A 24,525-nucleotide genomic window follows, 5' to 3' on the forward strand; every position below is an offset into this window, starting at 1 on the left:
TCAGCCCCCGAACGCCAACCGAGGGGCGCCTGAATGAACTGGATCAACAATTTCGTCCGGCCGCGGATCAATTCGATCTTCTCGCGCCGTGAAACGCCGGAGAACCTGTGGCAGAAGTGCCCGGAATGCGGCACGATGCTGTTCCACAGGGAGCTGTCGGACAACCTCAACGTCTGCACGAACTGCAATCACCACATGGGGATCACCCCGCGTGACCGGTTCACGGACCTGTTCGACGGCGGCGTCTTCTCCGAGGTGGCCGTGCCCGAGCCCAAGGCCGACCCGCTGCACTTCCGCGACCAGAAACGCTATCCCGACCGCCTGCGCGCGGCCCAGAAGGGCACCGGCGAGAAAGAGGCGATGCTGGTCGCCACCGGCGAGATGGGGCGCACGCCGATCGTCGCCGCCGCTCAGGATTTCTCGTTCATGGCCGGGTCCATGGGGATGTATGTCGGCAACGCCATCATCGCCGCCGCACAAGAGGCGGTGAAGCTGCGCCGGCCGCTGATCCTGTTCTCCGCCGCCGGCGGCGCGCGGATGCAGGAAGGCATCCTGTCGCTGATGCAGATGCCGCGCACCACTGTCGCCGTGGAAATGGTGAAGGACGCGGGCCTGCCCTATATCGTCGTGCTGACCCACCCGACCACGGGCGGGGTCACGGCCTCATATGCGATGCTGGGCGACGTCCATATCGCCGAGCCCAACGCGCTGATCTGCTTCGCCGGGCCGCGCGTGATCGAACAGACCATTCGCGAAAAGCTGCCCGATGGCTTCCAGCGGGCCGAATACCTGCTGGACCACGGCATGCTGGACCGGGTCACCCACCGGACCAAGATGAAGGACGAGCTGATCACCATCACGCGGATGCTGCTGAACATGCCGCCCGCCATCAAGGGTGACCTGCCCGCGCCCGATCCCGACACCACGCATGACACCACGTCCGGGGCCCCGGCCGAACCGGCGCCCGACAGCAAGGCCAGCCCCGCCGCATGACCGCGCAAGGTTCCGATCTCATCCTCGAACGGATGATGACGCTGCACCCCAAGGTGATCGACCTCACCCTGGACCGGATGTGGCGCCTGCTTGAGGCCCTTGGCCATCCCGAACGCCGCCTGCCCCCGGTGATCCACCTGGCGGGCACCAACGGCAAGGGCTCGACCCAGGCGATGATCCGCGCCGGTCTCGAGGGCGCGGGCAAATCCGTGCACGCCTATACTTCGCCGCACCTGGCGCGGTTCCACGAACGCGTGCGCCTGGCCGGAGAGCTGATCTCCGAAGCCGCGCTGATCAACGCGCTGGACCGCTGCTACGAGGCCAACGGCGGGGTCGAGATCACCTATTTCGAGATCACCACCTGCGCCGCCCTTCTCGCCTTTGCCGAGACCCCGGCGGATTACACCCTGCTCGAGGTCGGGCTGGGCGGGCGCCTGGACGCGACCAACGTGATCGACACGCCGGTCGCGACGGTCATCACCCCGGTGTCGATGGATCACGAGGCGTTCCTCGGCGACACGCTGGAGGCGATCGCGGCCGAAAAGGCCGGCATCCTCAAGCGCGGCGTGCCCTGCGCGGTGACCCGCCAGGATCCCCGCGCGCTCGAGGTCATCGAACGCGCCGCCGCGCGTGCCGGGGCGTCGCTGCTTGTGCAGGGCGAACACTGGCACGTTGGCGAGGAACACGGCCGGCTGGTCTATCAGGACGAGACCGGTCTGCTGGATCTGCCCCTGCCCGCGCTGCGCGGCCGCCACCAGCTGGACAATGCCGGCGCCACCCTGACGGTGCTGCGCCAGCTCGGCATCGGCGAGGCGGGCTGCCGGGCGGCGATGGAAAACGTCATCTGGCCCGCCCGGATGCAGCGCCTGACCGAAGGCCCGCTGGTCGAAGCGGCCGGCGATCGCGAGCTCTGGCTCGACGGCGGCCACAATCCCGCGGCCGGCGAGGCCCTAGGCGACCTGCTGGGCGGCCTGCCGCCGCGCCCGACCGTGCTGATCTCGGGCATGATGAACACCAAGGATTGCACCGGCTTCCTGCGCCCTCTTGCCTCCCGCGCCGACCGCCTGATCGCGGTGCCGGTCCCGGGCGAGGAAAACGGGCTGGATCCGGAGAGCCTTGCCGAAAGCGCGCGATCCGTGGGCCTGGCCGCCGAGGTCGCGGCCAGCACCGAGGCCGCCGTGGCGTCCGCCGGGGACGCCGAGCGGATCGTGATCTGCGGCTCGCTCTACCTGGCGGGGTCGGTGCTGAAACGGAACGGGTAAGGGGGCGCTGCCCCCGTCGCCTGCGGCGACTCCCCCGCGGGTATTTGGGCAAAGATGAAGCAGGGGCGTGGCGCGCGATTTCCTGAAGAGATCGTTAATACGCCCCTGTAACGTGTTGATTCTATTGGCCAGCCAAAGTGTCCCACGCGTGGGACATTGCGGCACGCCCTGGTTCACCTTTGGAAAAATACCCCGGCCAGACGGCGCCGAAATCGCCGACAGCGAAGACGGGGGCTCACCGCCCCCAATCCTCCCCCATCATCTCGCGCAGGCGCGACGCGGTGCGCTCGAATTCAAAGGCCCCGTCGCCCTCCATGTAGAGCATTTCCGGCTGGGCCTGGGCCGAGCAGATCAGCCGCACCTTCGCCTCGTAGAGCGCGTCGATCAGGGTGACGAAGCGCTTGGCCTCGTTGAAGTTGTTGCGCGACAGGCTGGGCACGTCCTCGAGCACCAGCACCTTCACCGCATCGGCCAGGGCGAGGTAGTCGGCCGGGCCCAGCATCTTGCCGCAGAGATCGTAGAACCGCGCCCGGGCGATGCCGTTGCGATAGGCCGGAAGCTCGACCTCGCGGCCCTTCACGTGCAGGACCAGCGGTTCCGCGGGCCCGCCCGACAGATCTTCCCAGACCTCGCGGATGCGGGCGCGGGTGTCGGAATTGATCGGGGTGAAATAGGTCGGCGCGCCCTGCAGGCGGTTCTGGCGGTAATCCGTGTCCGAGGCCAGCTCGTGGACGACCATGCGCTCCTTGATCAGCTCGATGAAGGGCAGGAAAAGCGCGCGGTTCAGCCCGTCCTTGTAAAGGTCGTCCGGCAGACGGTTCGAGGTGGTCACCATCACCACGCCGGCATCGAAGAGTTTCTGGAACAGCCGCCCGACGATCATCGCGTCGGTGATGTCGGTGATCTGCATCTCGTCGAAGGCCAGGCAGCGGACCGAGGAGATCACCGCCTCGGCCGCCGGTTCCAGCGCGTCCTCGACCTTGCGCTGTCGGGCCTCGTGCATGGCCGCGTGGATTTCCTGCATGAAGGCGTGGAAATGCACGCGGCGGGTGGGGATGCCGTCCAGCGAGTCGACGAAGAGGTCCATCAGCATGGATTTGCCGCGCCCGACCCCGCCCCAGAGGTACAGCCCCTTCGGCGGTTCCGGCGGCTTGCGGAACAGGCCCCGGCGCACGGGCTGCATCAGCCCCTCGCGGATCCGGTCGAATTCCGGCATCACCTCTTCCTGAGCCGGATCCGGACGGATGGTGCCATTGGCGACACCGGCCTTGTAGATGGACATCATGTCGGTCATGGCGCGTGACCTAGCGCGGGCCTGCGCGGAATGGCAAGCGACCTTGCGTCAGGTCGCGCCGTGCAGGGCCGCCATGCGGTGGCCTGCCTTGCGCATCGGCGCGGCGCGGCTAAGCTCGCCGCAACCGCTTGAGAGGGTCGGTCCATGCCTCGTACATCCTCGCTGATCACGCCCGTCCTGGTGACCGGCTGCCTGATCACGCTTGTCAGTTTTGCCATACGCGCCTCCTTCGGGGTCTTCCAGATCCCGATTGCCGAGGAATTCGGATGGGCGCGGGCCGAATTCTCGCTGGCGCTGGCGTTCCAGAACCTGGCCTGGGGGATCGGTCAGCCGATCTTTGGCGCGATCGCCGAGCGGATGGGAGAGCGCAAGGCTGTGGTCATCGGCATCCTGCTTTATGCGCTGGGGCTGGTGCTGTCGGCCGGGTCGGTGACGCCGCTGGGGCACCAGGCCTGGAACTGGATGATCGGCTTCGGCATCGCCGGCAGCGGCTTTGGCCTGATCCTGGCCATCGTCGCCCGCGCGGCGAGCGAGGAGCACCGGTCGATGGCCATGGCGATCACCACCGCCGCGGGCAGCGCGGGGCAGGTGGTGGGGGCGCCGGTGGCGGAATGGCTGCTGAGCCTGATGAACTGGTCGCAGGTCTTCCTGGTCTTTGCAGGCGCCATGCTGGTTCTGCTGATGCTGGTGCCCGGGCTGAAGGCGCCGGAGGGCAGCGGATCTTCGGGCCCGGACGAGACCCTGGGCGAGATCCTGGGCCGCGCGCTGCGCGATCCGTCCTTCACGCTGATCTTCCTGGGCTTCTTCAGCTGCGGCTACCAGCTGGGCTTCATCACTTCGCATTTCCCGGCGCTGGTGACCGAGATGTGTGGGCCGATCGCGCCGGGCAGTGTGCTGCACGGGCTGGGCGTGACGACGACCTCGGCGCTGGGGGCGGTGGCGATCTCGCTGATCGGACTGGCCAATATCGCTGGGACGCTGCTGGCGGGCTGGGCGGGCAAGCATTACCCGCGCAAATACCTGCTGGCCGGGGTCTATGCCGGGCGGACGCTGTTTGCCGGGCTGTTCATCCTGTTCCCGATCACGCCCGGCACGGTGCTGCTGTTCTCGGCCGGGATGGGGGCGCTGTGGCTGGCGACGGTGCCGCTGACCTCCGGCCTCGTGGGGCATATCTACGGGCTGCGCTACCTCGGCACGCTCTACGGGCTGGTGTTCTTCAGCCACCAGCTGGGGTCCTTCCTGGGGATCTGGCTGGGCGGGCGGATGTATGACGCCTTTGGCGATTACACCCTGGTCTGGTGGGTCGGCGTGGGGATCGGCGCGTTTTCGGCCATCGTGCACCTGCCGGTGCGGGAACAGCCACTGGCGCGGCCGCTGGCGGCCTAATCGTCGGTGAGCGTGGCGCGCAGCGCGTCCAGGACCTGGGCCGTATGGGTATAGGGCAGGCCGTGGCCCGCGCCGGGGATGACCTCCTGCCGGGCGTTGCGGCTCCATTCCGTCAGCTTGCCCATGGCGCTCAGCGGGATGACCCTGTCCTGTTCGCCCCAGATCGCGATCACCGGCACCTCCTGCGCACGAAGGGCGCGGTGGTCGGGCTCGAACCTCTCCGACAGGATGCCGCGCAGGGATGACAGGACAGCGGGTGTGTAGCCGCGATAATCCAGTTCGGCCTGCTGGCGGTCGGTGATGTCGGGGACCGAGCCGGGCAGGTCGCGCCCGGCCTCGGTCTCGTGCATCTGGCGCAGCGGGAAGACGGCAAGCATCAGCCAGTCGCCAAAGCCCTTCGTGTCGCGCATGAGGCGGGTCAGGCGCGACATCCGCATCCCCATGCCGGCGGGGGCCAGCAGCACAAGCCGGCGGATCCGGTCGGGGTGGCGCGCGGCAAAGGCCGTGGCGATGGCGCCGCCCATGGAATAGCCGAACAGCGTGATGTCCCGGCGCACGCCTTCGAATTCCAGCAGCTCTTCCAGCTGGCGCAGGAAGAAGGCGCGGTCCTGCAGGCCCGGCGGCCGGTCAGAGCAGCCGCGCCCGTAAAGATCGTAGACCAGAACGCGAAAACCCCAGGCCGCCAGCCCCCGTGCCAGGCCGGACCAGACGACGGCCGGCGTGGTCAGCCCGTGGATGCAGACGGCGACGGGACCCCGAAGGGGGCCGATCCAGTGGTAATGGGTCACGCCCTGCGACAGCTCGGCAAAGCTGCCGCCGGCCGCGCGCCGAAGCTCGGGCGTCATGGGCTTGCGGGTGCGCTCGGCGATCAGCGGCCAGGCGAAAAGCACCAGCAGCAGGCCAAGCAGCACCAGTCCGATCATCCGGCCATCCAGCGGCCCAGGATGTAATCCGCCGTCATCAGGTCCAGATGCGCGCCGCCGCCGTTCTTGAACAGCGTGATGTCGTCCGGTCCGCCCCGGGTGAAGGACCCGATGTCGTAGAAATCGGCGCGGATGGCGTCGCGGGCGAGGACGCCGGAGGCAAGCGGGATCTTGAGCTCGCCGATATGGTCCAGCGTGGTGTCGCAGCTGTCGACATAAACCGTCGCGCGTTGCAGCGCGGTGTCGTCGGCCTCGCGCATGTCGGGGCGGTAGGCGCCGATCAGGTTGACGTGCTGGCCGGGGCGCAGCCACGCGCCCTTCAGCACGGGTTCGGTGGACATGGTGGCGCCCAGGATGATGTCGGCCTCGGGCACTGCCGTTTCCAGGTCGGTGACGGCGGTGACATGGTGGAAGCCCTCGGCCAGCGCCTCGGCCCGGGCGGGGGTGCGGTTCCAGACGCGGAACCGGGCGCCGGGGAAGCCGGCCGAGAAGGCCTCGATCAGCGTGCCGGCGACGGTGCCGGCGCCCATGACCAGGATCGTGTCGACCTTCTCCGGCGCCAGGAGCTGCGCGCCGAGCAGGCTGTCGCCGGCGGTCTTCCACTTGGTCACAAGGTGAAAATCGACCAGCGCCTTCAGCGTGCCGTCGGTGTCGTCGTAGAGAGTCACCGCACCATTGATCGACGGTTTGCCGGCCTCGGCATTGCCGGGAAAGATCGTCGCGGTCTTCACCAGCTGGCCCAACCCGTCGATCCAGGCCGCGCGCGACAGAAGCGTGTCGGGGTCGCGGTAGAGGAAGGTATCGCCGATCTCGGCCCTGGGCAGGGCGTGGCCACGGGCCAGCGCCTCGGCCAGGTCGAGCCAGTCAAGCAGCGCCTCGCCCTCGGTGAAGGGAATGATCGTGGGGGTCATGCCGCCTCCTCTTCGGTCAGCAGACCATGCGAGACGAGGCAGTCGGCCCAGCCGTCGGGGCCGGTGAACAGGTGGGTCTGCCATCCCCGCACCTGGGCGGCGGCGATGTTGTCGGCACGGTCGTCGGCAAAGAGCAGGTTGCGCGGGGCGATGCCGCAATCCTCCTCGACCATGCGGTAAATCTCGGGGTCCGGTTTCGTCACCTTCATGTGGCCCGAGATGTACTTGCGGTCGAATTCGTCGAGAAACGGGTAGTGGGTGAGCGCGAAATCGAAGCTTTCGACGCCGAAATTGGTCAGCGAGAAGACCGGGACGCCCTTGGCCCGCAGCGCCCGCAGCAGCCGGACGGAGCGCGGGATCTCGGGCCGGGCGAGTTCGATCCAGCGATCGTGCCACATGCGGATCTCGTCCCGGAATTCGGGGTAGTCCTCGGCGGTGGCATAGATCGTCCTGGTGAAATGGTGGCCCATGTCCACCTTGTCGTTCATGCCATGCAGATCGACGGTGTCGAACATCGCGCGGCGGCGGTCCTCTCCGATCTCGGCGTCGTAGAACCGTTCCGGTTGCCATTCGATCAGCACGTTGCCGATGTCGAAGATGACGGCTTCTGGTCGCATGCGTCTGCCCCTTGCGTGTTCAAAAGTCTTCAAAGACTTTTGGCAAATTTCTTCGAAAGAAATTTGGGGCGCAAGGGGCAGAGGCCGGTTTGGGCCTGATCAGGCGAAGAGCGCCTCGGCGTGGAAGGCGACATGCTCTTCCATGAAGGTCGAGACGAAGAAATAGCTGTGATCATAGCCCTTCTGCAGACGGAAGGTCGCCGGCTGGCGGCGCGTGGCGATGGCATCGGCCATGACCTCGGGGCGGAGCAGGTCGATGAACTGGTCGGTCGACCCGGTGTCCATCAGGACCGGCCCGTCAAAGCCCACTTCGCGCATCAGGTGCGAGGCGTCGTGCCTGGCCCAGGCGGTTTCGGTCCCGCCCAGGTACGCGGTCAGCTGCTTGCGGCCCCAGTCCGAGCCCATCGGGTTGCAGATCGGCGAGAAGGCCGACACCGACTTGAACCGCCCTGGATTGTTCATCGCGATGGTCAGCGCGCCATGGCCGCCCATGGAATGGCCGGTGATCGCCTGGCGCTCCATGTCGAGGGCGAATTCGCGGCCCACCAGCGCCGGCAATTCCTCGACCACGTAGTCCCACATCCTGAAATGCGGGGCCCAGGGATCCTGCGTCGCGTTCACGTAGAACCCCGCGCCCTTGCCGAGATCATAGGCGTCGTCGTCGGCCACGTCGTCGCCACGCGGCGAGGTGTCGGGAAAGATCAGCGCGATGCCCTGATCGGCCGCCCAGGCCTGGGCGCCGGCCTTGGTCATGGCGTTTTCATGGGTGCAGGTCAGACCCGACAGGTACCACAGCAACGGCACCGGGCCGTCATCCGCCTCTTCGGGCAGGAAGAGGCCGAAGGTCATGTCGCAGTTGCAGGCGCTGGAGGCGTGGGTATAGACGCCCTGCGTGCCGCCGAAGCACCTGTTCTCGGAAACGGTGTCCATTTTGTCTCTCCCTCGGGATCGTTGGGTTCGGCTGCGTACCTACAAGCCCCCTACGCCCCGGTAAAGGCGGACGAAAGGCGCGGTTGAGCCTGCCTTGGCCCGGTTCAGCCGCCGACCCAGGCGATCACCAGCGGCACGGTCAGGATGCTGGCCGCGGTCGAGATCAGGATCGCGGCCGACACGCGCTGCGGCGCGGTGCCGTAATGCTGCGCCAGCATGAAGACATTGCCCGCCACCGGCAGGGCCGCGGCCGAGATCGTGACCATGGCCGCGAAGGGCTCCACCGGGAAGAGCCAGAGCACGCCGATCGCCACGAAGAGCGGATGCAGCACCAGCTTGCAGCTGCTCAGCCAGCCGGCGATGACGATGCGTTCGGCCGACTTGCTGGCCAGCGAGGCGCCGATGGCAAACAGAGCGCCGGGCGTGGCGGCGCCGCCGAGGATCACCAGGAAATCGTCCAGCACCCGGGGGATCGGAACTTCGAAGGCCGACCAGGTCAGCCCGGCGGCGATCGAGACGATCATCGGGTTCTTCAGGAGCCCCAGACCGATCTGCCCGAAGGTGGCCGCCGACAGCCGCCCGGTGCGGCCGGCGTTGATCAGGATGACGATCAGGCTGGAAAACACGATCAGATCGACCGTAAGCACCACCATGTTGGGCCCGATCGCCTCTTCGCCGAAGAGCGTCACGAACATCGGCAGGCCCAGGAAACCCACGTTGCCGATCGCCGCGCACTGGCTTTCGATCGCCGCCGTCGGAATGTCCAGCCGCCGCACAAAGGCCACCCCGGTGGCCACCAGGTAGACGAAGGTGGTGCCCCAGAGGTACCCGGCGACCAGGTTCCAATCCAGGATCTCGCCCAGCGACAGCGAGGCCGAAAAGCGGAACAGCATCGCCGAAAGTGCGAAGAAGAAGACGAACTTGGTGAGATAGGCCGTCGCTTCCTCGGTAAAGAAGCGCATGCGGCCGGCGAGATACCCGAGGCCGATGATTGCAAAAAAGGGCAGGGTTCTCAGAAAGATCTCGACCATGCGATTGGCGTACCGAAGCTGAATGATCATCGCAAGACAGGTAAGTCTCGGGCGATGGCACATTTGCGGGCAAGGCCTTCGAAATCGGCTGCGGCGCGGGCATTCCGTCCGGTCCTGCTTGTCGGAACTGAACCGTTCGGTTTAAGATCGTCGCGGGGATGACGAAGGACAATGAAATGGGTGACGCCACGACCGTGGTGCGCACGGGGCGCAAGTTCGATCAGGTGCTGGCAGGGGCGCGCGAGGTCTTCATGACCGACGGGTTCGAAGGGGCCAGCGTGGATGACATCGCCCGGGCGGCGGGCGTGTCGAAGGCGACGCTGTACAGCTATTTCCCGGACAAGAAGCTGCTGTTCATGGAGGTCGCGCGGCAGGAATGCCAGCGCATGGCCGACGAGACCGTGGCGCGGATCGATCCCTCGGCGCCGGTGGCCGACGTGCTGACCATGGCCGCGACCGAGATCATCTCGTTCCTGACCTCGCGGTTCGGCGTGCGGATCTTCCGCATCTGCGCGGCCGAGTCGGAGCGCTTCCCCGAGCTGGGCCGGGATTTCTATGAAAGCGGCCCGATGCGCGGGCGCGACCGGCTGGCCGAGTATTTCCGCCATGCCCGCGAGGAGGGCGCGCTGGAGCTCGACGATGTCGTGCTGGCGGCCGAGCAGTTTTCCGAGCTCTGCAAGACGCGGCTCTGGCCCCGGGCGGTGTTCGGCCTGCAATCGGAATTCTCGCGCGAGGAGATCGATTGCGTGGCGCGCGAAGCGGCCACGACCTTCCTGGCCCGTTACGGCACCCGCAGCGGCGTCTGATCCGCTGTTGCCAGGCGGAGGCGCCAAGGGCGCCACGACATGCCCGCGCCCGCAGAGCGGTCGCGGTGCCGCCCTTGGCAAGGGCCTGTTCTTTCAACATTTTCGTGTCTCTGGCCGAGAGGGGCGTGGCGCCCGGTCCAGACGCTCAGTCCAGGCGGCGCACCAGCAGCTGGTTGCTGTCGTCGCGCTTTGTTTCCAGCGTGCGGATCGCGCGGATCAGGTCCGACAGCTTGCGCTTGCCATAGGAGCGCGTGTCGAAATCCGGGTTGGACGCGGTGATGAACTGGCCGATCGGCCCCAGCGCGTACCAGTCGTCTTCCTGTTCGATCGTGTCCATGGCGCGATAGACCAGGTCCCGCACCTCGTTTACCGAGCGCTGCGCCTTCGGCGGCTCGTCGGCGGGCTTTTCCGCGTCGGACGAGATGTTTTCTAGGAAGATGAACCGCTTGCAGGCCTTCCGGAAGGCTTCGGGCGTGTTCATCTTGCCCATGCCATAGACGTCCAGCCCCTGTTCGCGCAACCGCGACGCAAGGCGCGTGAAATCGCTGTCGGAGGAGACAAGGGCAAAGCCGTCGAACCGGCCCGAGTGCATCAGGTCCATGGCGTCGATCACCAGCGCGATGTCGGAGGCGTTCTTGCCCACCGTGTTGGCGGGCTGGTGGTGGGGAACAAGGCCGAATTCGGCCTGCACCTTGGACCATCCGGCCATCTGCTGGCTGGAGAAATCCCCGTAGCAGCGCCGGACCGAGGCTTCGCCCAGGCGCGCGATCTCGTCAAAGATCGACTTTGCGTATTTCGGTGATGTATTATCGGCGTCGATCAGGACGGCGATGAGCGGGGTGTCGGAGCGTTCGGTCATGGTCCCTCCTTACGCTGTCCGGTCGGGCGCAGCCAGTTCCCAGTTTGCGCGGGCCGCTGAAATTCGTCGAAGGAAATCGACGCCGGCGCTTGACGCAGGTCAAGGTTAGGACGACCAGTTCTCATAAGGTTAATAAAACACAAGGCCAGGAGGCTCTCATGTTCGAAACGATTGTAGTCGGGGTGGACGGATCCGAAGCGTCGGACAAGGCGATCCGCATCGCCTGTGACCTGGCGCAGAAATACGGGGCGGAGCTGCACATGGTGCACAGCCCGCAGCCCGAAACCGCGGTCTATGCGACGGCGGCCGTCGCGGGCTTCCCGGCGGTGGCGGAAATGCCGACGCAGGACGAGCTCGACAAGGCGGGCGAAGAAATCATGAAGCTCGCGCTTGGCATCGCGGCGGAATGCGGCCAGACCTCGCCCCAGACGCATATGCTGCGCGGCGATCCGGCGGACGAGCTGGTGGATTGCGCGGCGCGGGTCGGATCCGACCTGATCGTCACCGGCCGGCGCGGGCTTGGCAACCTGGCGGGCCTGGTTCTGGGGTCGACATCGCAGCGGATCATGCATCACGCGAAATGCGCGGTTCTGACGGTCACGCATTGATCCGGTGATCCCCGGCGGAGGCCGGCAGAACAGGACAGGGGCCCGTGGGATGATCCTTCGGGCCCCTTTGCTTTCGGGCGCCCCCTGTGCCCGGGGCCGCCCCTGACCGGTGCGCGTGTGCCGGGCCGCACCTGACTGGTGCGAGGCCTCAGTCGGATTCGCGATAGGTCTCGTGGCAGGCGCGGCAGGCGCCGCCGATCTCGCGCATGGCCGGTCCCAGAGAGGCCTGGTCGGTGATCGTGGTCGAGGCACTGGTCGCCGCGGTCTCTAGGTCGATGGCCTTCTGTGTGAAATCGGACCATTGCTCCCAGATGATCGGCTTGGCCTCGGATTCCGGATCCGTCGCCTGAGGCTCGAAGAGCGCGGGGATCTCGCCCGCAGCCGCGGCCATGGTGGTGGCGGCTTCCTGCGCGGCGGTCGCGTCGAAGGCCGTGTCCCCCTTGGCCATGTCGCCCAGGATCTTGGTCTGACTGCCGATCTTCTTCATCAGGGCCATCCGGGCCTTCACCTCCGGGTCGGAGGCTTCGCCTTGCGCATGGCCGACGGAGGCGATGGCGACAAGTCCTGTGAACGCGGCTGTCAGGGCGATGGGTGAAGCGATACGGATCATCGGGGCTGTCCTCTTGGGTTCTGGCTGCGTCAACCTTGGAAGGCCGTCCTGATCGTTTCAACGATTTGCGCCTGTGCTGTCGGAACTGTGATCGGCCGGATCGCGGCGGTGCGGGGCATATCGACTCCCGGGGGCGAGTCGCGGTAGAAATGAGAACATAGTGTGAACATCTGCTGCCAATGCCCAAACGACGTATCCTCTCGCTCTGGTTTCCCCGCCTTGGCGCGGACCGGCTCATGCGGGCCGCGCGCGGCACCTGGGACGCCCCCCTTGCCGTGGTGGAGGACCGCGGCAACATGCAGGTCGTGTCCTCGGTCAATGCCGCCGCCTCGGCCGCCGGGATCCGCCGGGGCCAGCCGGTGCGCGATGCCCATGCCATGTGCGGCACCCTGCTGACCCGCAGCCGCAACGCCCCGGCCGAGGCGGCCTTCCTCGCCGCGCTGCGCCGCTGGGCGGGCAAGTTCAGCCCCTGGGTCGCCGAGGAGGCGCCGGACGGGCTGGTGATCGACCTGTCGGGCTGCGCGCATCTCTTCGGCGGGGAAGAGGCGCTGATGTCGGTGGTCGAGGCCGATTGCGCCGAGATGGGGCTGTCGGTGCGGCTGGGCCTGGCCGACACGCTGGGCGCGGCCTGGGCCCTGGCGCGCTACGCGGGGGCGGCGCCGGCGGCGGTGCGCTCGGGCGACGCGATCGAGCAGGAGGCGCGGGCGACGCGGTCGCGCGCCGCGCGGCGCAGGCACTGGACGAAGGGTGGCGCCGCGCCCCAGGCGGCGGTGGCCGGCAGCGCGGCGGGCCGTATCGCGCCCCCGGGGCAGACCCACGGCGCGCTCAGCCTGCTGCCGGTGGCGGCTCTGCGGCTGGACGAGGCGACGACGGCGCAGCTCGGCCGGCTCGGGTTGCGGCGGATCGGCGAACTCCTCGGCCAGCCCCGCGCGGGGCTGGCCCGGCGCTTCGGAACCGGGCTGGTGCTGCGGCTGGACCAGGCGATGGGCTCGGCGCCCGAACCGGTCTCGCCGGCCGCGCCGCCGCATCATTACGCCGTGCGCATGACCTTCCCCGACCCGATCGGCCTGACCGACGACATGCTGGCCGCGGTTGACCGCATGCTGCCCCGGCTGGCCCGGGCGCTGGAGGACCGCGGCCGCGGCCTGCGCCGCCTGCGGCTGGAGGCGCACCGCACCGACCAGGCCGCCGAGGTGGTGGAGATCGGCCTGGCCCGGCCCAGCCGCGATCCCCACCGGATCCGGCCGCTGGTGGAGATGAAGCTCGACCAGATCGACGCGGGCTTCGGCATCGACATGCTCCGGCTCGAGGCGGTGGAGACGGAACCGCTGCACGACCGCGACAAGGTCGGCCACCTGAAGGCGGGCCAGGCCGTGCGCGACCGGCTGGCCGACAACACCGCGCTCGACGACCTGATCGCGCGGCTGGGCGCCCGCGTGGGGCTGGAGGCGATCACCCGGCTCCACCCGGTCTCAAGCCATATCCCCGAAAAGACGGCGCAGGTGATGGCCGCCGCCTGGTCCGACCCGGCCCCGGCCTGGCCCACCCCGGGCGCGGCGCGTCCGCTGACCCTCTTCCGCCCCGAACCGGTCACGGCCCCGGACGCGCCCGATGTCCCCGCCCGGTTCCGCTGGCGCGGCCGCGACTGGGCCCTGGCCTCGGCCACCGGGCCCGAGCGCATCGCCCCGGAATGGTGGCTGGACGATCCCGACTGGCGCAGCGGCGTGCGCGATTACTGGACCGTGACGACCGGGGCCGGCGACCGGCTCTGGCTGTACTACGCCCATGGCGCCACGATGTCGGCCGGCTGGTTCTGCCACGGCGCCTACGCCTGACGCCCGTGCCGGATGGCAGAGGTCGGACAGAGGTATCTGCATCAAGGGTGAAAACACGGGGACGTGCCGCGACACATCCGAAGCAGCGCACACGCCCCTCGTTCTTCTTGGCCCAAGTACCTCCCGCCGGAGGCTCCCTCGCCCTCCAACCGCCGCGCGGCCAGACCTCCCTCTGCAACCCGCCCCCACGGCCCGGCGCGCGCCCGCCCGGTCCCTGTCTCCGACACCCGGGCCTTCATCTTTGCCCAAATACCTCCCGCCGGAGGCACCGCGCGTCAGCGCGGTTTCCCGCTCTCCACCGGCGTCAGGTAGCCCCTTAGCAGCGCCATCGGATGCGCCGTCAGGCTCAGCTGCGTCGCCACGTAATCCTCGACCACCCGCTCGCCCAGCGTCATCTCGGGCAGCAGCGCCGCCGGCTCGTCATGCACCTCGCCATCCATATCCCCGGCGAACAGCGGCAGCGGACGGTTCCCGGCGATGGCCTTGGCCTCCCAGAGCGCCGAGCGGCGGTCCAGGCCGAGCCCGGCGAAGGCATCGGCCTCGGCCAGCTTCTCCAGAACCGACGGCCCCAGCCCGGCGCGACGCCAGACGTCGCGCAGGGCCTGATAGCCGTTGCCGCGCGCCGCCGTGAGCCAGCTGGCGTCTTCCTCCGAAAACCCCTTGATCTGGCGAAACCCCAGCCGCAGGGCCAGCCCGCCATGGCCGTCGGGCTCCATCACGTTGTCCCAGAAGCTGGCGTTGATATCGATCGGCCGCACCTCCACCCCGTGTTCGCGGGCATCGCGCACGATCTGCGCCGGGGCGTAGAAACCCATCGGCTGCGAATTCAGCAGCGCACAGGCAAAGATCCCCGGATGGTGGTGCTTGATCCAGGCCGAGGCATAGACCAGCAGCGCGAAGCTGGCCGCGTGGCTTTCGGGAAACCCGTAAGAGCCGAAGCCCTCGATCTGTGAAAAACACCGCTGGGCGAAATCGGCGTCATACCCGTTGCGCTCCATCCCCTTCAGGAAAAGCGCGCGGAATTCGCTGACGCTGCCGTGCTTCTTGAACGTCGCCAATGACCGTCGCAGCCGGTCGGCCTGGTCCGGGGTGAAGCCGGCGCCGACGATGGCGATCTGCATCGCCTGTTCCTGGAACAGCGGCACGCCCAGCGTCTTGCCCAGCACCTGGCCAAGTTCGTCCGAGGGGAAGCTCACCTCCTCCTCGCCGTTGCGCCGCCGGATATAGGGATGCACCATGTCGCCCTGGATCGGGCCGGGGCGGATGATCGCCACCTCGATCACCAGGTCGTAGAAATTGCGCGGCTTCATCCGCGGCAGGAAGTTCATCTGCGCCCGGCTTTCCACCTGGAACACCCCGATGGAATCGGCCCGACACAGCATGTCGTAGACGCGCGGATCCTCGGGCGGCAGGGTCGCCAGCGTATGGGTCGTGCGGTGATGCTGCCGGATCAGGTCGAAGGCCTTTCGGATGCAGGTCAGCATGCCAAGGCTCAGCACGTCGACCTTCAGGATGCCAAGCGCGTCGATATCGTCCTTGTCCCAGCAGATGACGGTGCGGTCCTCCATCGTCGCGTTCTCGATCGGGACCAGCTCGTCCAGTCGCCCTTCGGTGATGATGAACCCGCCCACATGTTGCGACAGGTGCCGGGGAAACCCCACGATCTCATAGACCAGCTCCAGCGTCTGTTGCAGGCGCCGGTCATTCGCATCCAGCCCGATCTCGGCCAGCCGTTCCGCCTCCAGCCCCCGGGCCGAAAAGAAGCCCCAAAGCTGCGAGGACATGGCGGAAATCGTGTCCTCCGTCAGCCCCATGGCGCGGCCGACCTCGCGGATGGCGCGCTTGCCGCGATAGTGGATGACGGTGGCGCAAAGCCCGGCGCGGTGGCGGCCGTAACGCTCGTAGATATGCTGGATCACCTCCTCGCGGCGCTCGTGTTCGAAATCCACGTCGATGTCGGGCGGCTCGTCCCGCGCCTCGGAGACGAAGCGTTCAAAGACCATGGTGCCGATCTCGGGGCTGACCGAGGTGACGCCAAGGCAGTAACAGACCACCGAATTCGCCGCCGACCCGCGCCCCTGGCAGAGGATGTCGCGCGACCGGGCAAAGGCGACGATGTCGCGGACGGTCAGGAAATAGGGCTCGTATTTCAGCTTGGCGATCAGGGTCAGCTCGTGCTCCAGCATCCTGCGCACCCGCTCCGGCGCGCCGCCCGGATAGCGCCAGGCAAGCCCTTCATGCGCCAGCCGCGACAGGCGCTGCGAGGGCGTCTCTTTCTCCGTGCCTTCAGAGGGGTATTCATAGCGCAGCTCGTCCAGCGAGAAGGTCAGCCGTTCGGCCAGCGCATGGGCGCGGTCGACGGCCTCCTCGTGGCCGGTGAAAAGGCGGCGCATCTCACCCTCGCTCCGCAGGCGCCGTTCGGCATTGGCCTGGGCGTGGCGGCCCAGCTGGTCGACCCGGCGGCCGAGGCGGATGGCGGTCAGCACGTCGGCCATGCGGCGGCGGGCACCGTGATGCATGAGCGGCGCGGCGCTGGCCAGCGTCGGCAGGCCCAGGGCCCCGGCCTGGGCCGTCAGCCGGTCGAACCGCGCCCGGTCGCGCCCGTCATAGCGCGGATGCAGCAGCAGGTGCAGCCGGCCCGGACAGGCGCGGGACAGCCGCTCGGCCACCGGCTGCCAGTCGCCTTCGGGCCAGATCAGCATCTCCAGCCCCGCGTGGCGGTCCAGAAGGTCGGCCAGCTGCAGGTCGCAATCGCCCTTCTTGGCCCTGAGCCGCCCCAGCGACAGCAACCGGCAGAGCGTGGCCCAGCCCTGACGGTCCACCGGCAGGACGGTGACGGGCGGCGCATCGGTGAAGACCAGCCGCGCGGCTGGAACCAGGCGCGGCACGTTGCGGATCGGGGCCGAGGGCGGAGCGGGCACATGCGCCGGCCGGGGCGGGCCGATGGGGCTGTTGGCGGCGTCCCAGTCCGCGCGCTCGCGCACCAGGCGGCGGATGCGGCGCCCGTCGGTATGGGCGCGGACGATGCCGGCCACCGAATTGTCATCGGCGATGGCGATGGCGGGCAGGCCCAGGGTGGCGGCACGGTCCATGTAATCCTCGGGGTGGGCGGCCCCGGTGAGGAAGGTGAAGTTGGAGGTTATGGAGAGCTCGGCGAACATCGCGGGCAGTATATTCACGTTTTGTTCTTGCGTGGAGTCCGCGTTGGCCTGGGCGTGCGGCATGCCGTTGGCCCGAGAAAATTCGCCGAATTTTCTCGAACCCGCGGTGTCGAAACGGAAATCTGCCCCGGCTGCGGTGGGGTCCCGGCTCAGTTGCTGCCGGTCAGCGACAGGAACACGTCCTCCAGGTCCGCCTGTTCCGTCCGCACGTCGCGAATCGAGATCCCGGCGGCGCGGACCGCGTTCAGCACCTGTTCGGCGGTGGTGGCGTGGCTGCGATAGCTGAGCGCGATGGCGCCGTCGGGGCGGCGCGAGGCTTCGATGCCTTCGGCCTGGGGCAGCACCTCGGTCGGACTGTCGGGCTGGATCACCATGCACTTGCCGTCGAGCCGGCCGAGCAGGTTGGCGGTGCTGTCGCGGGCCACCACTTCGCCCTGGTCGATGATGGCGATCTCGTCGCACATCTCTTCGGCCTCTTCGAGGTAATGGGTGGTGAGGATGATGGTCATCCCCTGCTCGTTGAGCTTGCGGACATTGGCCCAGAGCATCTGCCGCAGCTCGATGTCCACGCCGGCGGTGGGTTCGTCCAGCACCAGTACGTTGGGATTGTGGACCAGCGCCTTGCCCAGCAGAAGCCGCCGCCGCATCCCGCCCGAGAGCGAGCGGGCATAGGCGTCGCCCTTGTCCGACAGGCCGATCAGCTCGAGGATCTCGTCCGTCCGCCGCTGGCTGCGGGGCACGCCGTAAAGGCCGGCCTGCACGTCCAATGCGCCGCGGGGCGTGAAGAACGGGTCGAGGTTGAGTTCCTGCGGCATCACCCCGATGGCGGCGCGGGACTGGCGCGGGTTCTCGTCCTGGTCGAAGCCCCAGATCTCGACCTTGCCGGCGGTCTTGATGACCAGCCCGGCGAGGATGTTGATCAGCGTGGACTTGCCCGCGCCATTGGGACCCAGCAGGCCAAAGACCGATCCCTGCGGAACGGTGAGGTCGACGCCCTTCAGCGCCTCTTTCGGAGACTGGCCCCTGTGGCCTGCGTAGGTCTTGCGCAGACCTTCTATCCGGATGGCGTCCTGGGACATCGCGTCACTTGCTCCCGTTCCTGGCATGGCGCATAAGGCGACTTAGCTTCTCAACCGCGGGCCGGCAAGCGCCCGGCCCCGCCACAAGACGAGGAACAGCCATGACCATCGAGGCGCCGGAAACGAAGATCGTCGAAAGCTCGCGCGTGGCCTGCGACGGGGGCGAAGGCGCCCTTGGCCATCCCCGGGTCTGGCTTTACATCCCCGAGGACACCGGGTTCGTGGAATGCGGCTATTGCGACTGCAAGTTCATCCTGAAGGGCCACGAAAAGGGCCACGAAGACGCCGCCTGAGATGACAATGTCCCCCGCGTGGGACATCATCCGCCCCTTGGAAAATCAAGGGCTTGCAGCGGCGGATTTACCTTCGCTTAACGTTTCGGGCCGGCCCGGGCGTGCCGCCGCGCGTCCCCGACAGCCGATCCGGGAGCCCGGCCAGACATGACATTCCGCCCGCTTCCGCAGACGCCCGCCGACAGGCTGCAGGTTTCAAGCGCCCCCCTGCGGGCCGTGATCAGACTGGTCACCGGACTGGCCGAGCGCTTCGGCTTCTGGTCCGATCCGATGAAGGGTGCCGCCGCCGAGGCGGGCGAGATGGGCGCGCTCGACAATCTTTACTGGATCCACAAGACGCGCCATCCGATCACCCGGGCCGAACCGGGCGTGGACGCGCAGGCGCTGGCCGGGTTCGATCCGGCGCAGATCACCCTGCCCGAGGGGTTCGAGACCGGGGCCAGCCTGAGCTTCGGCGCCTGTGGCGACATCCTGCGCTCGCCCGGGATCGACGGCTCGCAGGACCGGATCTACGAAAACATCGCGCCGCTGCTCTTCGGGCAGGACGTGGCCTATGCCAATTTCGAATCCCCCGTGACCCGCCAGCCGCTGGTCGAGGAGGTGATCGGCGATGCCGGCCCGCCGATCGAATGCTGCTCGCCCACGCAGTTCGATATCCTGGCGAGCCACAAGGGCCGCTATTTCGACGTGCTCAACACCACCAGCAACCACACGTTCGACATGGGTGTCGAAGGGGTGGAAACCACGCAGGAGATGCTGGAGACCCACGGTATTCTCGGCACCGGAACGCAGCGCAGGCCTGACGACTACGGCCGCGCCCGGGTGATGGAGCGGAACGGCATCCGGCTGGGGTTTGTCTCCGATTGCTTCGGGCTGAACGGGCACAAGGTGCCCGACGCCGAGGCGTACCGCATCCATGTCTCCGACCTGCTGCCGCGCAGGGGCGCACCGGACCTGTCGCTGCTGGAACGGCAGATCGCGGATGCGAAGGCGCAGGGCTGCGACTTCATCATCGCCTCGGTCCACTGGGGGTTCGAGTTCGAATTCTTCCCGCGCGCCCGGCAGGTCCATGCCCTGCGCGCGCTGGTCGAGGCCGGGGCCGACGCGGTGATCGCGCATCATCCGCACGTGATCCAGCCGCTGGAGATCTACCGCCCCGAGCGCGACGCGGACCGGCAGGCGGTGATCGCCTATTCGCTGGGCTCGCTGACTTGGGGCTTCATGGCGCCGCATATCGCGCTGAGCCTGGTTCTGAACCTGAAGCTGGCGAAGGGGCGGATCGGCGGGGTCGACAAGGTGCTGATCGCGGGCGCGAAGGTGACGCCGGTGGTGCGGACCCATGGCGAGGAGGCCGGGCAGGAGGTCACGCGCATTGAACCGCTGGCGGATCTGGAGGCGGGGAAAGCGGTTTTGGGAGCGCCGGACGTGGCCCGGTTGAGCGGCCATGCCGGGCTGGTCCTGGGGCAAGGCTGGCGCCGCGGCGCCTGAAGAGGGCCCGGCGCAAAGGATGCGCCGGATCCGGGTCTGCCGCTCTGGCGGCGCTCAGATGAAGGCGAGATCGGGCAGCATTCCGTCGAACAGCGTGTCCTCGTAGGTAAACCCCGGCAGGAGGTCCAGCCCGAGAACCGCGCTGGTGCCCCCTGCTTCGACCGTCTGCTCGAAGAGGAAATCATCGAGATCCAGTTCCCGGGACGATGCTGCCTGGAAAAGGACCCCGGTGCCCAAGGCATCGGCATAATTGATCCCGGAGGTGTCCGTGGACATGAAATTCAAGCCATCGGTCGCGCCCGGCCTTTCGAAGGACTTCGCGCTGGACGTGGCGGCCGCAAAGCCGGACACCGGCGACGAGAAGCTTGCATAGGTGGTCCGGGCGTAGGCCGCACCGCCGTCGGCGTAACCCGGCTCACCCGGATCGTAGAATTCCAGTTCGGAGGCGGTCCCGACCGACCAATTGACCCCGAAGGCCGCGGCCACGGGACCCGAGCTTATCTGGAAGTCGTAGGTCAGTGCGTTGCTGAGAAAATCCTTGATGATCGGCATTCTTGTCCTCCCTTGCCGTGTTTGCGGCAGGGAAACCGGGCCCCGGGTGCGCAACAGACGTCCAGTCGGCGCCGCTGCGGGGGGCCGCCCCCTGCCGTTGCGGGTGACGCTAACACGAGACACATCCCTGAGAAGAAAAAACGATCCACACAGGGGAATAAAAATGCCGGACGGGCAGAGAGGCACGGCAACCTCCCCACTTCCCTCCCCCGCGCCATCATGCCAAGACTCGCGCCAAACCACGAGGAGTCCTCCCCATGTCCAGCGCGCCAACCGGCTTCGGCAAAGGCTGTCACCTGCACCTGATCGACGGGTCGGCCTTCATCTTTCGCGCCTACCACGCGCTGCCGCCGCTGACGCGGAAGTCGGACGGGCTGCCGATCGGGGCGGTGTCGGGGTTCTGCAACATGCTGCAGCGGTACGTCGAGGACAACACCGGGCCGGACGCGCCGACCCATGTGGCGGTGATCTTCGACAAGGGCAGCCATACCTTCCGCAACGACCTGTATGACCTCTACAAGGCCAACCGCGAGGCGATGCCCGAGGACCTGCGCCCGCAGATCCCCCTGACGCGTCAGGCGACCGAGGCGTTCAACATCGCCTGCAAGGAGATGGAGGGCTTCGAGGCCGACGACATCATCGCCACGCTGGCCTGCCAGGCGCGCGAGGCCGGGGGGCGGGTGACGATCATCAGCTCGGACAAGGACCTGATGCAGCTGGTCGGCGACGGGGTCGAGATGCTGGATGCGATGAAGAACCTGCGCATCGGTGTCGACGGCGTGCGCGAGAAGTTTGGCGTGGGGCCCGAGCGGGTCGTCGACGTGCAGGCGCTGGCAGGCGACAGCGTGGACAACGTGCCGGGGGCGCCGGGGATCGGGATCAAGACCGCCGCGCTTTTGATCAACGAATATGGCGATCTGGATGCGCTGCTGGAACGCGCCGGGGAGATCAAGCAGCCCAAGCGCCGGCAGACGCTGATCGACCATGCCGACCAGATCCGCCTGTCGCGCCAGCTGGTGCAGCTGGATTGCAAGACACCGCTGGACTTCGGGCTGGACGACCTGGAGGTGAAGGACCCCGACCCCGAGGTGCTGATGGGCTTCCTGACCGAGATGGAATTCCGCACCCTGACGCGACGGATCTCGGAGAAGCTGGGGGTCGAGGCGCCGGTGATCGAGGCGCCGAAGGCGGCCGAGGCCGAGCCGGTGGAGATGCCGTCGTTCGACGACGCCGAATATGTCGCGGTGACCAGCGCCGAGGAGCTGGCGCCCTGGATCGCGCAGATCCGCGAGCGGGGCTGGGTGGCCGTGGATACCGAGACGACCGGCCTGAACGAGATGGTGGCGGAACTGGTCGGGATCTCTCTGGCGGTGGAGCCGGGGCGGGCCTGTTACATCCCGCTGCAGCACCGGGCCGAGGGTGAGGGGCTGTTCGAAAGCACCGAGCTGGCCGAGGGGCAGATGGGGCTGGACGAGGCCCTGGACGCGCTGAGGGACGTGCTGGAAAGCGATGCGATCGTGAAGATCGGGCAGAACATGAAGTACGACACCAAGATCTTTGCCCGCTACGGCGTGCAGGTCGCGCCGATCGACGACACGATGCTGATGTCCTACGCAATGCACGGGGGCGAACATAACCACGGGATGGATACGCTGTCGGAGCGGTACCTGGGCCATACGCCGATCCCGATCAAGCCGCTGCTGGGCTCAGGCAAGTCGGCGATCACCTTTGACCGGGTGCCGATCGACAAGGCGACGCAATATGCCGCCGAGGATGCGGATATCACGTTGCGGCTGTGGCAGATCTTCAGGCCCGAGCTGCACAAGGCGCGCGTGACCACCGTCTACGAGACGCTGGAGAGGCCGCTGGTGCCGGTGCTGGCGCAGATGGAGATGCATGGCATCAAGGTCGACCGGGACACGCTGAGCCGGATGTCGAACGCGTTCAGCCAGAAGATGGCCGCGCTGGAGGACGAGATCCACGAGCTGGCGGGGGAAAAGTTCAACGTCGGCTCGCCGTCACAGGTGGGCGGGATCCTGTTCGACAAGATGTCGCTGCCCGGCGGAAAGAAGGGCAAGACCGGCAAGTATTCGACCCCGGCGGATGTGCTGGAGGATCTGGCGACCGAACATGACCTGCCGGGCCGGGTGCTGGACTGGCGGCAGCTGTCGAAGCTGAAATCGACCTACACGGATGCGCTGCAGGAGCATATCAACTCCGACACCGGGCGGGTTCATACCTCCTACGCCATTGCCGGGGCGAACACCGGGCGGCTGGCCTCGACCGAACCGAACCTGCAGAACATCCCCGTGCGGTCCGAGGAAGGGCGGCGGATCCGCGAGGCCTTTGTCGCCGAGCCGGGCAACGTGCTGGTCAGCCTCGACTATTCCCAGATCGAGCTGCGGATCCTTGCGCATATCGCGAAGATCCCCGAGTTGAAGCAGGCCTTTGACGACGGGCTCGACATTCACGCGATGACCGCGTCCGAGATGTTCGACGTCCCGCTGGAGGAGATGACGCCTGATATCCGGCGGCAGGCCAAGGCGATCAACTTCGGCGTGATCTACGGCATTTCCGGCTTTGGCCTGGCGCGCAACCTGCGGATCCCCCGGGCCGAGGCGCAGGGCTTCATCGACCGGTATTTCGAACGCTTCCCCGGCATCAAGGATTACATGGCCGACACCAAGGGCTTCGCGAAGGAGCACGGCTTTGTCCAGACGCTGTTCGGCCGCAAGATCCACACGCCCGAGATCAACGCCAAGGGCCCCCGGTCGGGCTTTGCCCAGCGGGCGGCGATCAACGCGCCGATCCAGGGGACGGCGGCCGACATCATCCGGCGCGCCATGATCCGGATGCCCGCCGCGATCGAGGGGATGCCGGCGAAGATGCTGCTACAGGTGCACGACGAACTGCTGTTCGAAGTGGCCGAGGACGCGGTGGACGACCTTATCCCGCGCGCCCGCGAGGTGATGGAAGGCGCCGCCGACCCCGCCGTCCATCTGGACGTGAAGCTGGTCGTGGATGCCGGCAAGGGCGCCAACTGGGCCGAGGCGCATTGAGCGCTGCCCGGGGGCGTCCGGGCCGGGCCGCCCGGAGGTATCGGCCGCAGGGATATTGATTGGCACGGTCGTCCTGTCCGACCGGGCGTCGACCTGGCGGTAAGGGCTTCGCCATATGGAGTCTGGCGTCGGGAGCCGGGGTCGGAAGGTCGGGAAGGCGGCGCGCGCGGGGCCGGGAATGAATCGGCAAATAAATTGCGGAATAAATCGGGGCGGGCATCGACGGCGGGGACCAAACATGCCGCCGACGCCCCTGGACCACGAGCGTGAGTAATCTCAGGTCATAGTTCCAGGCCGCCCATCCGGAATTGCAATCCGAATGTCCTGTCGCCCCGCAGACCGTTGGCGGACCCCGGTTTGGGCCGGGCGTCGTCAACGGAATTGGAAAGTCTGTTTCGCCGGTCGGCCGGGCCGCAAGCGACATTGGCCGGGCGCGGAATGTCCGGGCCGTTGAACGGGCTGCGCTTCCGCTTGCCGGCGGCGGTACCGGTGCATCCAATGCCGGGACCCACTGCCGAGGCGCGGAAAAGGTCCAACCCGAACCGAAGCGGTCCGTAGATTTCCACGCAAGCGGAGACGCGCCTGATTGCCACCTGATTCCCTCGTAATGAAACTTCAATAATCCTGACACGGGGTGATTGTTTTGGCAATATTCCCAAAATTAACCCGGAAACGCCATGAAATTAGGTGGGAAAGTACACTTATTATATGGCCCCATCCAATTTTGGCCTTCAAATGAACCGCCGGGCCTCTGGCGTAATGGGGCGCGAATGACGGGCGGAAACTTCGCCACGCGCGGGCGATGTCGCCCGTCGCGGCACGGATCGA

20 protein-coding genes are annotated in these 24,525 nt (G+C 67.4%); 9 read left to right on the top strand and 11 right to left on the bottom strand.

Annotation, left to right across the window (positions count from 1 at the left end):
• Positions 1–33: 33 nt before the first annotated feature.
• Both accD and ATO3_RS07565 read left to right on the top strand, forming a co-directional pair.
• Positions 34–993 (top strand): acetyl-CoA carboxylase, carboxyltransferase subunit beta, encoded by a 960-nt coding sequence (accD, locus tag ATO3_RS07560; protein WP_088649209.1) that lies wholly within the window; start codon positions 34–36, stop codon positions 991–993.
• Positions 990–2,255, top strand: coding sequence for a bifunctional folylpolyglutamate synthase/dihydrofolate synthase (locus ATO3_RS07565; protein WP_088649210.1), 1,266 nt, complete (start codon positions 990–992; stop codon positions 2,253–2,255). The genes accD and ATO3_RS07565 overlap by 4 nt, the downstream gene beginning before the upstream one ends.
• 235 nt (positions 2,256–2,490) lie before the next feature.
• Here ATO3_RS07565 and zapE read toward each other — a convergent pair whose 3' ends face one another.
• Positions 2,491–3,549 carry a cell division protein ZapE gene (gene zapE, locus ATO3_RS07570; protein ID WP_088649211.1) on the bottom strand — a complete coding sequence of 353 codons (1,059 nt, stop codon included), beginning with the start codon at positions 3,547–3,549 and terminating at the stop codon, positions 2,491–2,493.
• Between the two features lie 144 nt (positions 3,550–3,693).
• Between zapE and ATO3_RS07575 the strand changes: the two genes are divergently transcribed.
• Entirely contained in the window at positions 3,694–4,935 is a 1,242-nt protein-coding gene (locus ATO3_RS07575) for an MFS transporter (protein ID WP_088649212.1), read from the top strand.
• Here the strand turns inward: ATO3_RS07575 and ATO3_RS07580 are convergent.
• The 5 genes from ATO3_RS07580 to ATO3_RS07600 all read right to left on the bottom strand — a co-directional run bounded on the left by ATO3_RS07580 (position 4,932) and on the right by ATO3_RS07600 (position 9,347).
• Positions 4,932–5,858, bottom strand: coding sequence for an alpha/beta fold hydrolase (locus tag ATO3_RS07580; protein WP_088649213.1), 927 nt, complete (start codon positions 5,856–5,858; stop codon positions 4,932–4,934). The two genes, ATO3_RS07575 and ATO3_RS07580, sit on opposite strands and share 4 nt — an antisense overlap.
• Positions 5,855–6,769 carry an ornithine cyclodeaminase family protein gene (locus ATO3_RS07585; protein ID WP_088649214.1) on the bottom strand — a complete coding sequence of 305 codons (915 nt, stop codon included), beginning with the start codon at positions 6,767–6,769 and terminating at the stop codon, positions 5,855–5,857. Before ATO3_RS07585 ends, ATO3_RS07580 begins: the two co-directional genes overlap by 4 nt.
• A complete protein-coding gene (locus ATO3_RS07590; protein WP_088649215.1) occupies positions 6,766–7,386 on the bottom strand; it encodes an HAD family hydrolase in 621 nt (206 codons plus the stop codon). The genes ATO3_RS07585 and ATO3_RS07590 overlap by 4 nt, the downstream gene beginning before the upstream one ends.
• A gap of 99 nt (positions 7,387–7,485) precedes the next feature.
• Positions 7,486–8,316: an S-formylglutathione hydrolase gene (gene fghA / locus ATO3_RS07595; protein ID WP_088649216.1), complete on the bottom strand. Its 831-nt coding sequence runs from the start codon at positions 8,314–8,316 to the stop codon at positions 7,486–7,488.
• A gap of 104 nt (positions 8,317–8,420) precedes the next feature.
• On the bottom strand, positions 8,421–9,347 hold the full coding sequence (locus ATO3_RS07600) for an AEC family transporter (protein ID WP_088649217.1): 927 nt from the start codon (positions 9,345–9,347) through the stop codon (positions 8,421–8,423).
• A 176-nt stretch (positions 9,348–9,523) separates the two neighbouring features.
• On the opposite strand from ATO3_RS07600, the gene ATO3_RS07605 reads away from it, so the two are divergent.
• Positions 9,524–10,153: a TetR/AcrR family transcriptional regulator gene (locus ATO3_RS07605; protein ID WP_088649218.1), complete on the top strand. Its 630-nt coding sequence runs from the start codon at positions 9,524–9,526 to the stop codon at positions 10,151–10,153.
• A gap of 145 nt (positions 10,154–10,298) precedes the next feature.
• On the opposite strand, the gene ATO3_RS07610 is transcribed toward ATO3_RS07605, so the two are convergent.
• The gene (locus tag ATO3_RS07610) at positions 10,299–11,012 is read right to left on the bottom strand and encodes an NYN domain-containing protein (RefSeq protein ID WP_088649219.1); all 714 of its coding nucleotides are present in this window, start codon (positions 11,010–11,012) and stop codon (positions 10,299–10,301) included.
• A 158-nt stretch (positions 11,013–11,170) separates the two neighbouring features.
• On the opposite strand from ATO3_RS07610, the gene ATO3_RS07615 reads away from it, so the two are divergent.
• Entirely contained in the window at positions 11,171–11,620 is a 450-nt protein-coding gene (locus ATO3_RS07615) for a universal stress protein (RefSeq protein ID WP_088649220.1), read from the top strand.
• A 148-nt stretch (positions 11,621–11,768) separates the two neighbouring features.
• Here ATO3_RS07615 and ATO3_RS07620 read toward each other — a convergent pair whose 3' ends face one another.
• Complete coding sequence (locus ATO3_RS07620; RefSeq protein ID WP_088649221.1) at positions 11,769–12,230, bottom strand: c-type cytochrome; 462 nt, start codon at positions 12,228–12,230, stop codon at positions 11,769–11,771.
• A gap of 179 nt (positions 12,231–12,409) precedes the next feature.
• Here ATO3_RS07620 and ATO3_RS07625 point away from each other — a divergent pair, with 179 nt between their 5' ends.
• A complete protein-coding gene (locus ATO3_RS07625; RefSeq protein ID WP_088649222.1) occupies positions 12,410–14,065 on the top strand; it encodes a DUF6504 family protein in 1,656 nt (551 codons plus the stop codon).
• Between the two features lie 275 nt (positions 14,066–14,340).
• On the opposite strand, the gene ATO3_RS07630 is transcribed toward ATO3_RS07625, so the two are convergent.
• Both ATO3_RS07630 and ATO3_RS07635 read right to left on the bottom strand, forming a co-directional pair.
• Positions 14,341–17,226, bottom strand: a complete 2,886-nt coding sequence (locus ATO3_RS07630; protein WP_088649223.1) for an error-prone DNA polymerase — start codon at positions 17,224–17,226, stop codon at positions 14,341–14,343.
• Positions 17,227–17,375: 149 nt separating this feature from the next.
• Complete coding sequence (locus tag ATO3_RS07635) at positions 17,376–18,305, bottom strand: ABC transporter ATP-binding protein (RefSeq protein ID WP_088649224.1); 930 nt, start codon at positions 18,303–18,305, stop codon at positions 17,376–17,378.
• A 101-nt stretch (positions 18,306–18,406) separates the two neighbouring features.
• On the opposite strand from ATO3_RS07635, the gene ATO3_RS07640 reads away from it, so the two are divergent.
• Together ATO3_RS07640 and ATO3_RS07645 are read left to right on the top strand one after the other, a co-directional pair.
• Positions 18,407–18,598, top strand: a complete 192-nt coding sequence (locus ATO3_RS07640; RefSeq protein ID WP_088649225.1) for a zinc-finger domain-containing protein — start codon at positions 18,407–18,409, stop codon at positions 18,596–18,598.
• Positions 18,599–18,745: 147 nt separating this feature from the next.
• Entirely contained in the window at positions 18,746–20,086 is a 1,341-nt protein-coding gene (locus ATO3_RS07645) for a CapA family protein (protein ID WP_088649226.1), read from the top strand.
• Positions 20,087–20,140: 54 nt separating this feature from the next.
• Here the strand turns inward: ATO3_RS07645 and ATO3_RS07650 are convergent, their stop codons facing one another.
• Positions 20,141–20,638 (bottom strand): hypothetical protein, encoded by a 498-nt coding sequence (locus ATO3_RS07650; protein ID WP_088649227.1) that lies wholly within the window; start codon positions 20,636–20,638, stop codon positions 20,141–20,143.
• Positions 20,639–20,895: 257 nt separating this feature from the next.
• On the opposite strand from ATO3_RS07650, the gene polA reads away from it, so the two are divergent.
• A complete protein-coding gene (gene polA / locus ATO3_RS07655) occupies positions 20,896–23,697 on the top strand; it encodes a DNA polymerase I (RefSeq protein WP_088649228.1) in 2,802 nt (933 codons plus the stop codon).
• Positions 23,698–24,525 lie beyond the last annotated feature (828 nt).

The sequence above is a fragment of the Marinibacterium profundimaris genome (genome assembly GCF_002210095.1).
In the GTDB taxonomy this organism is placed as follows: Bacteria; Pseudomonadota; Alphaproteobacteria; order Rhodobacterales; family Rhodobacteraceae; genus Marinibacterium; species Marinibacterium profundimaris.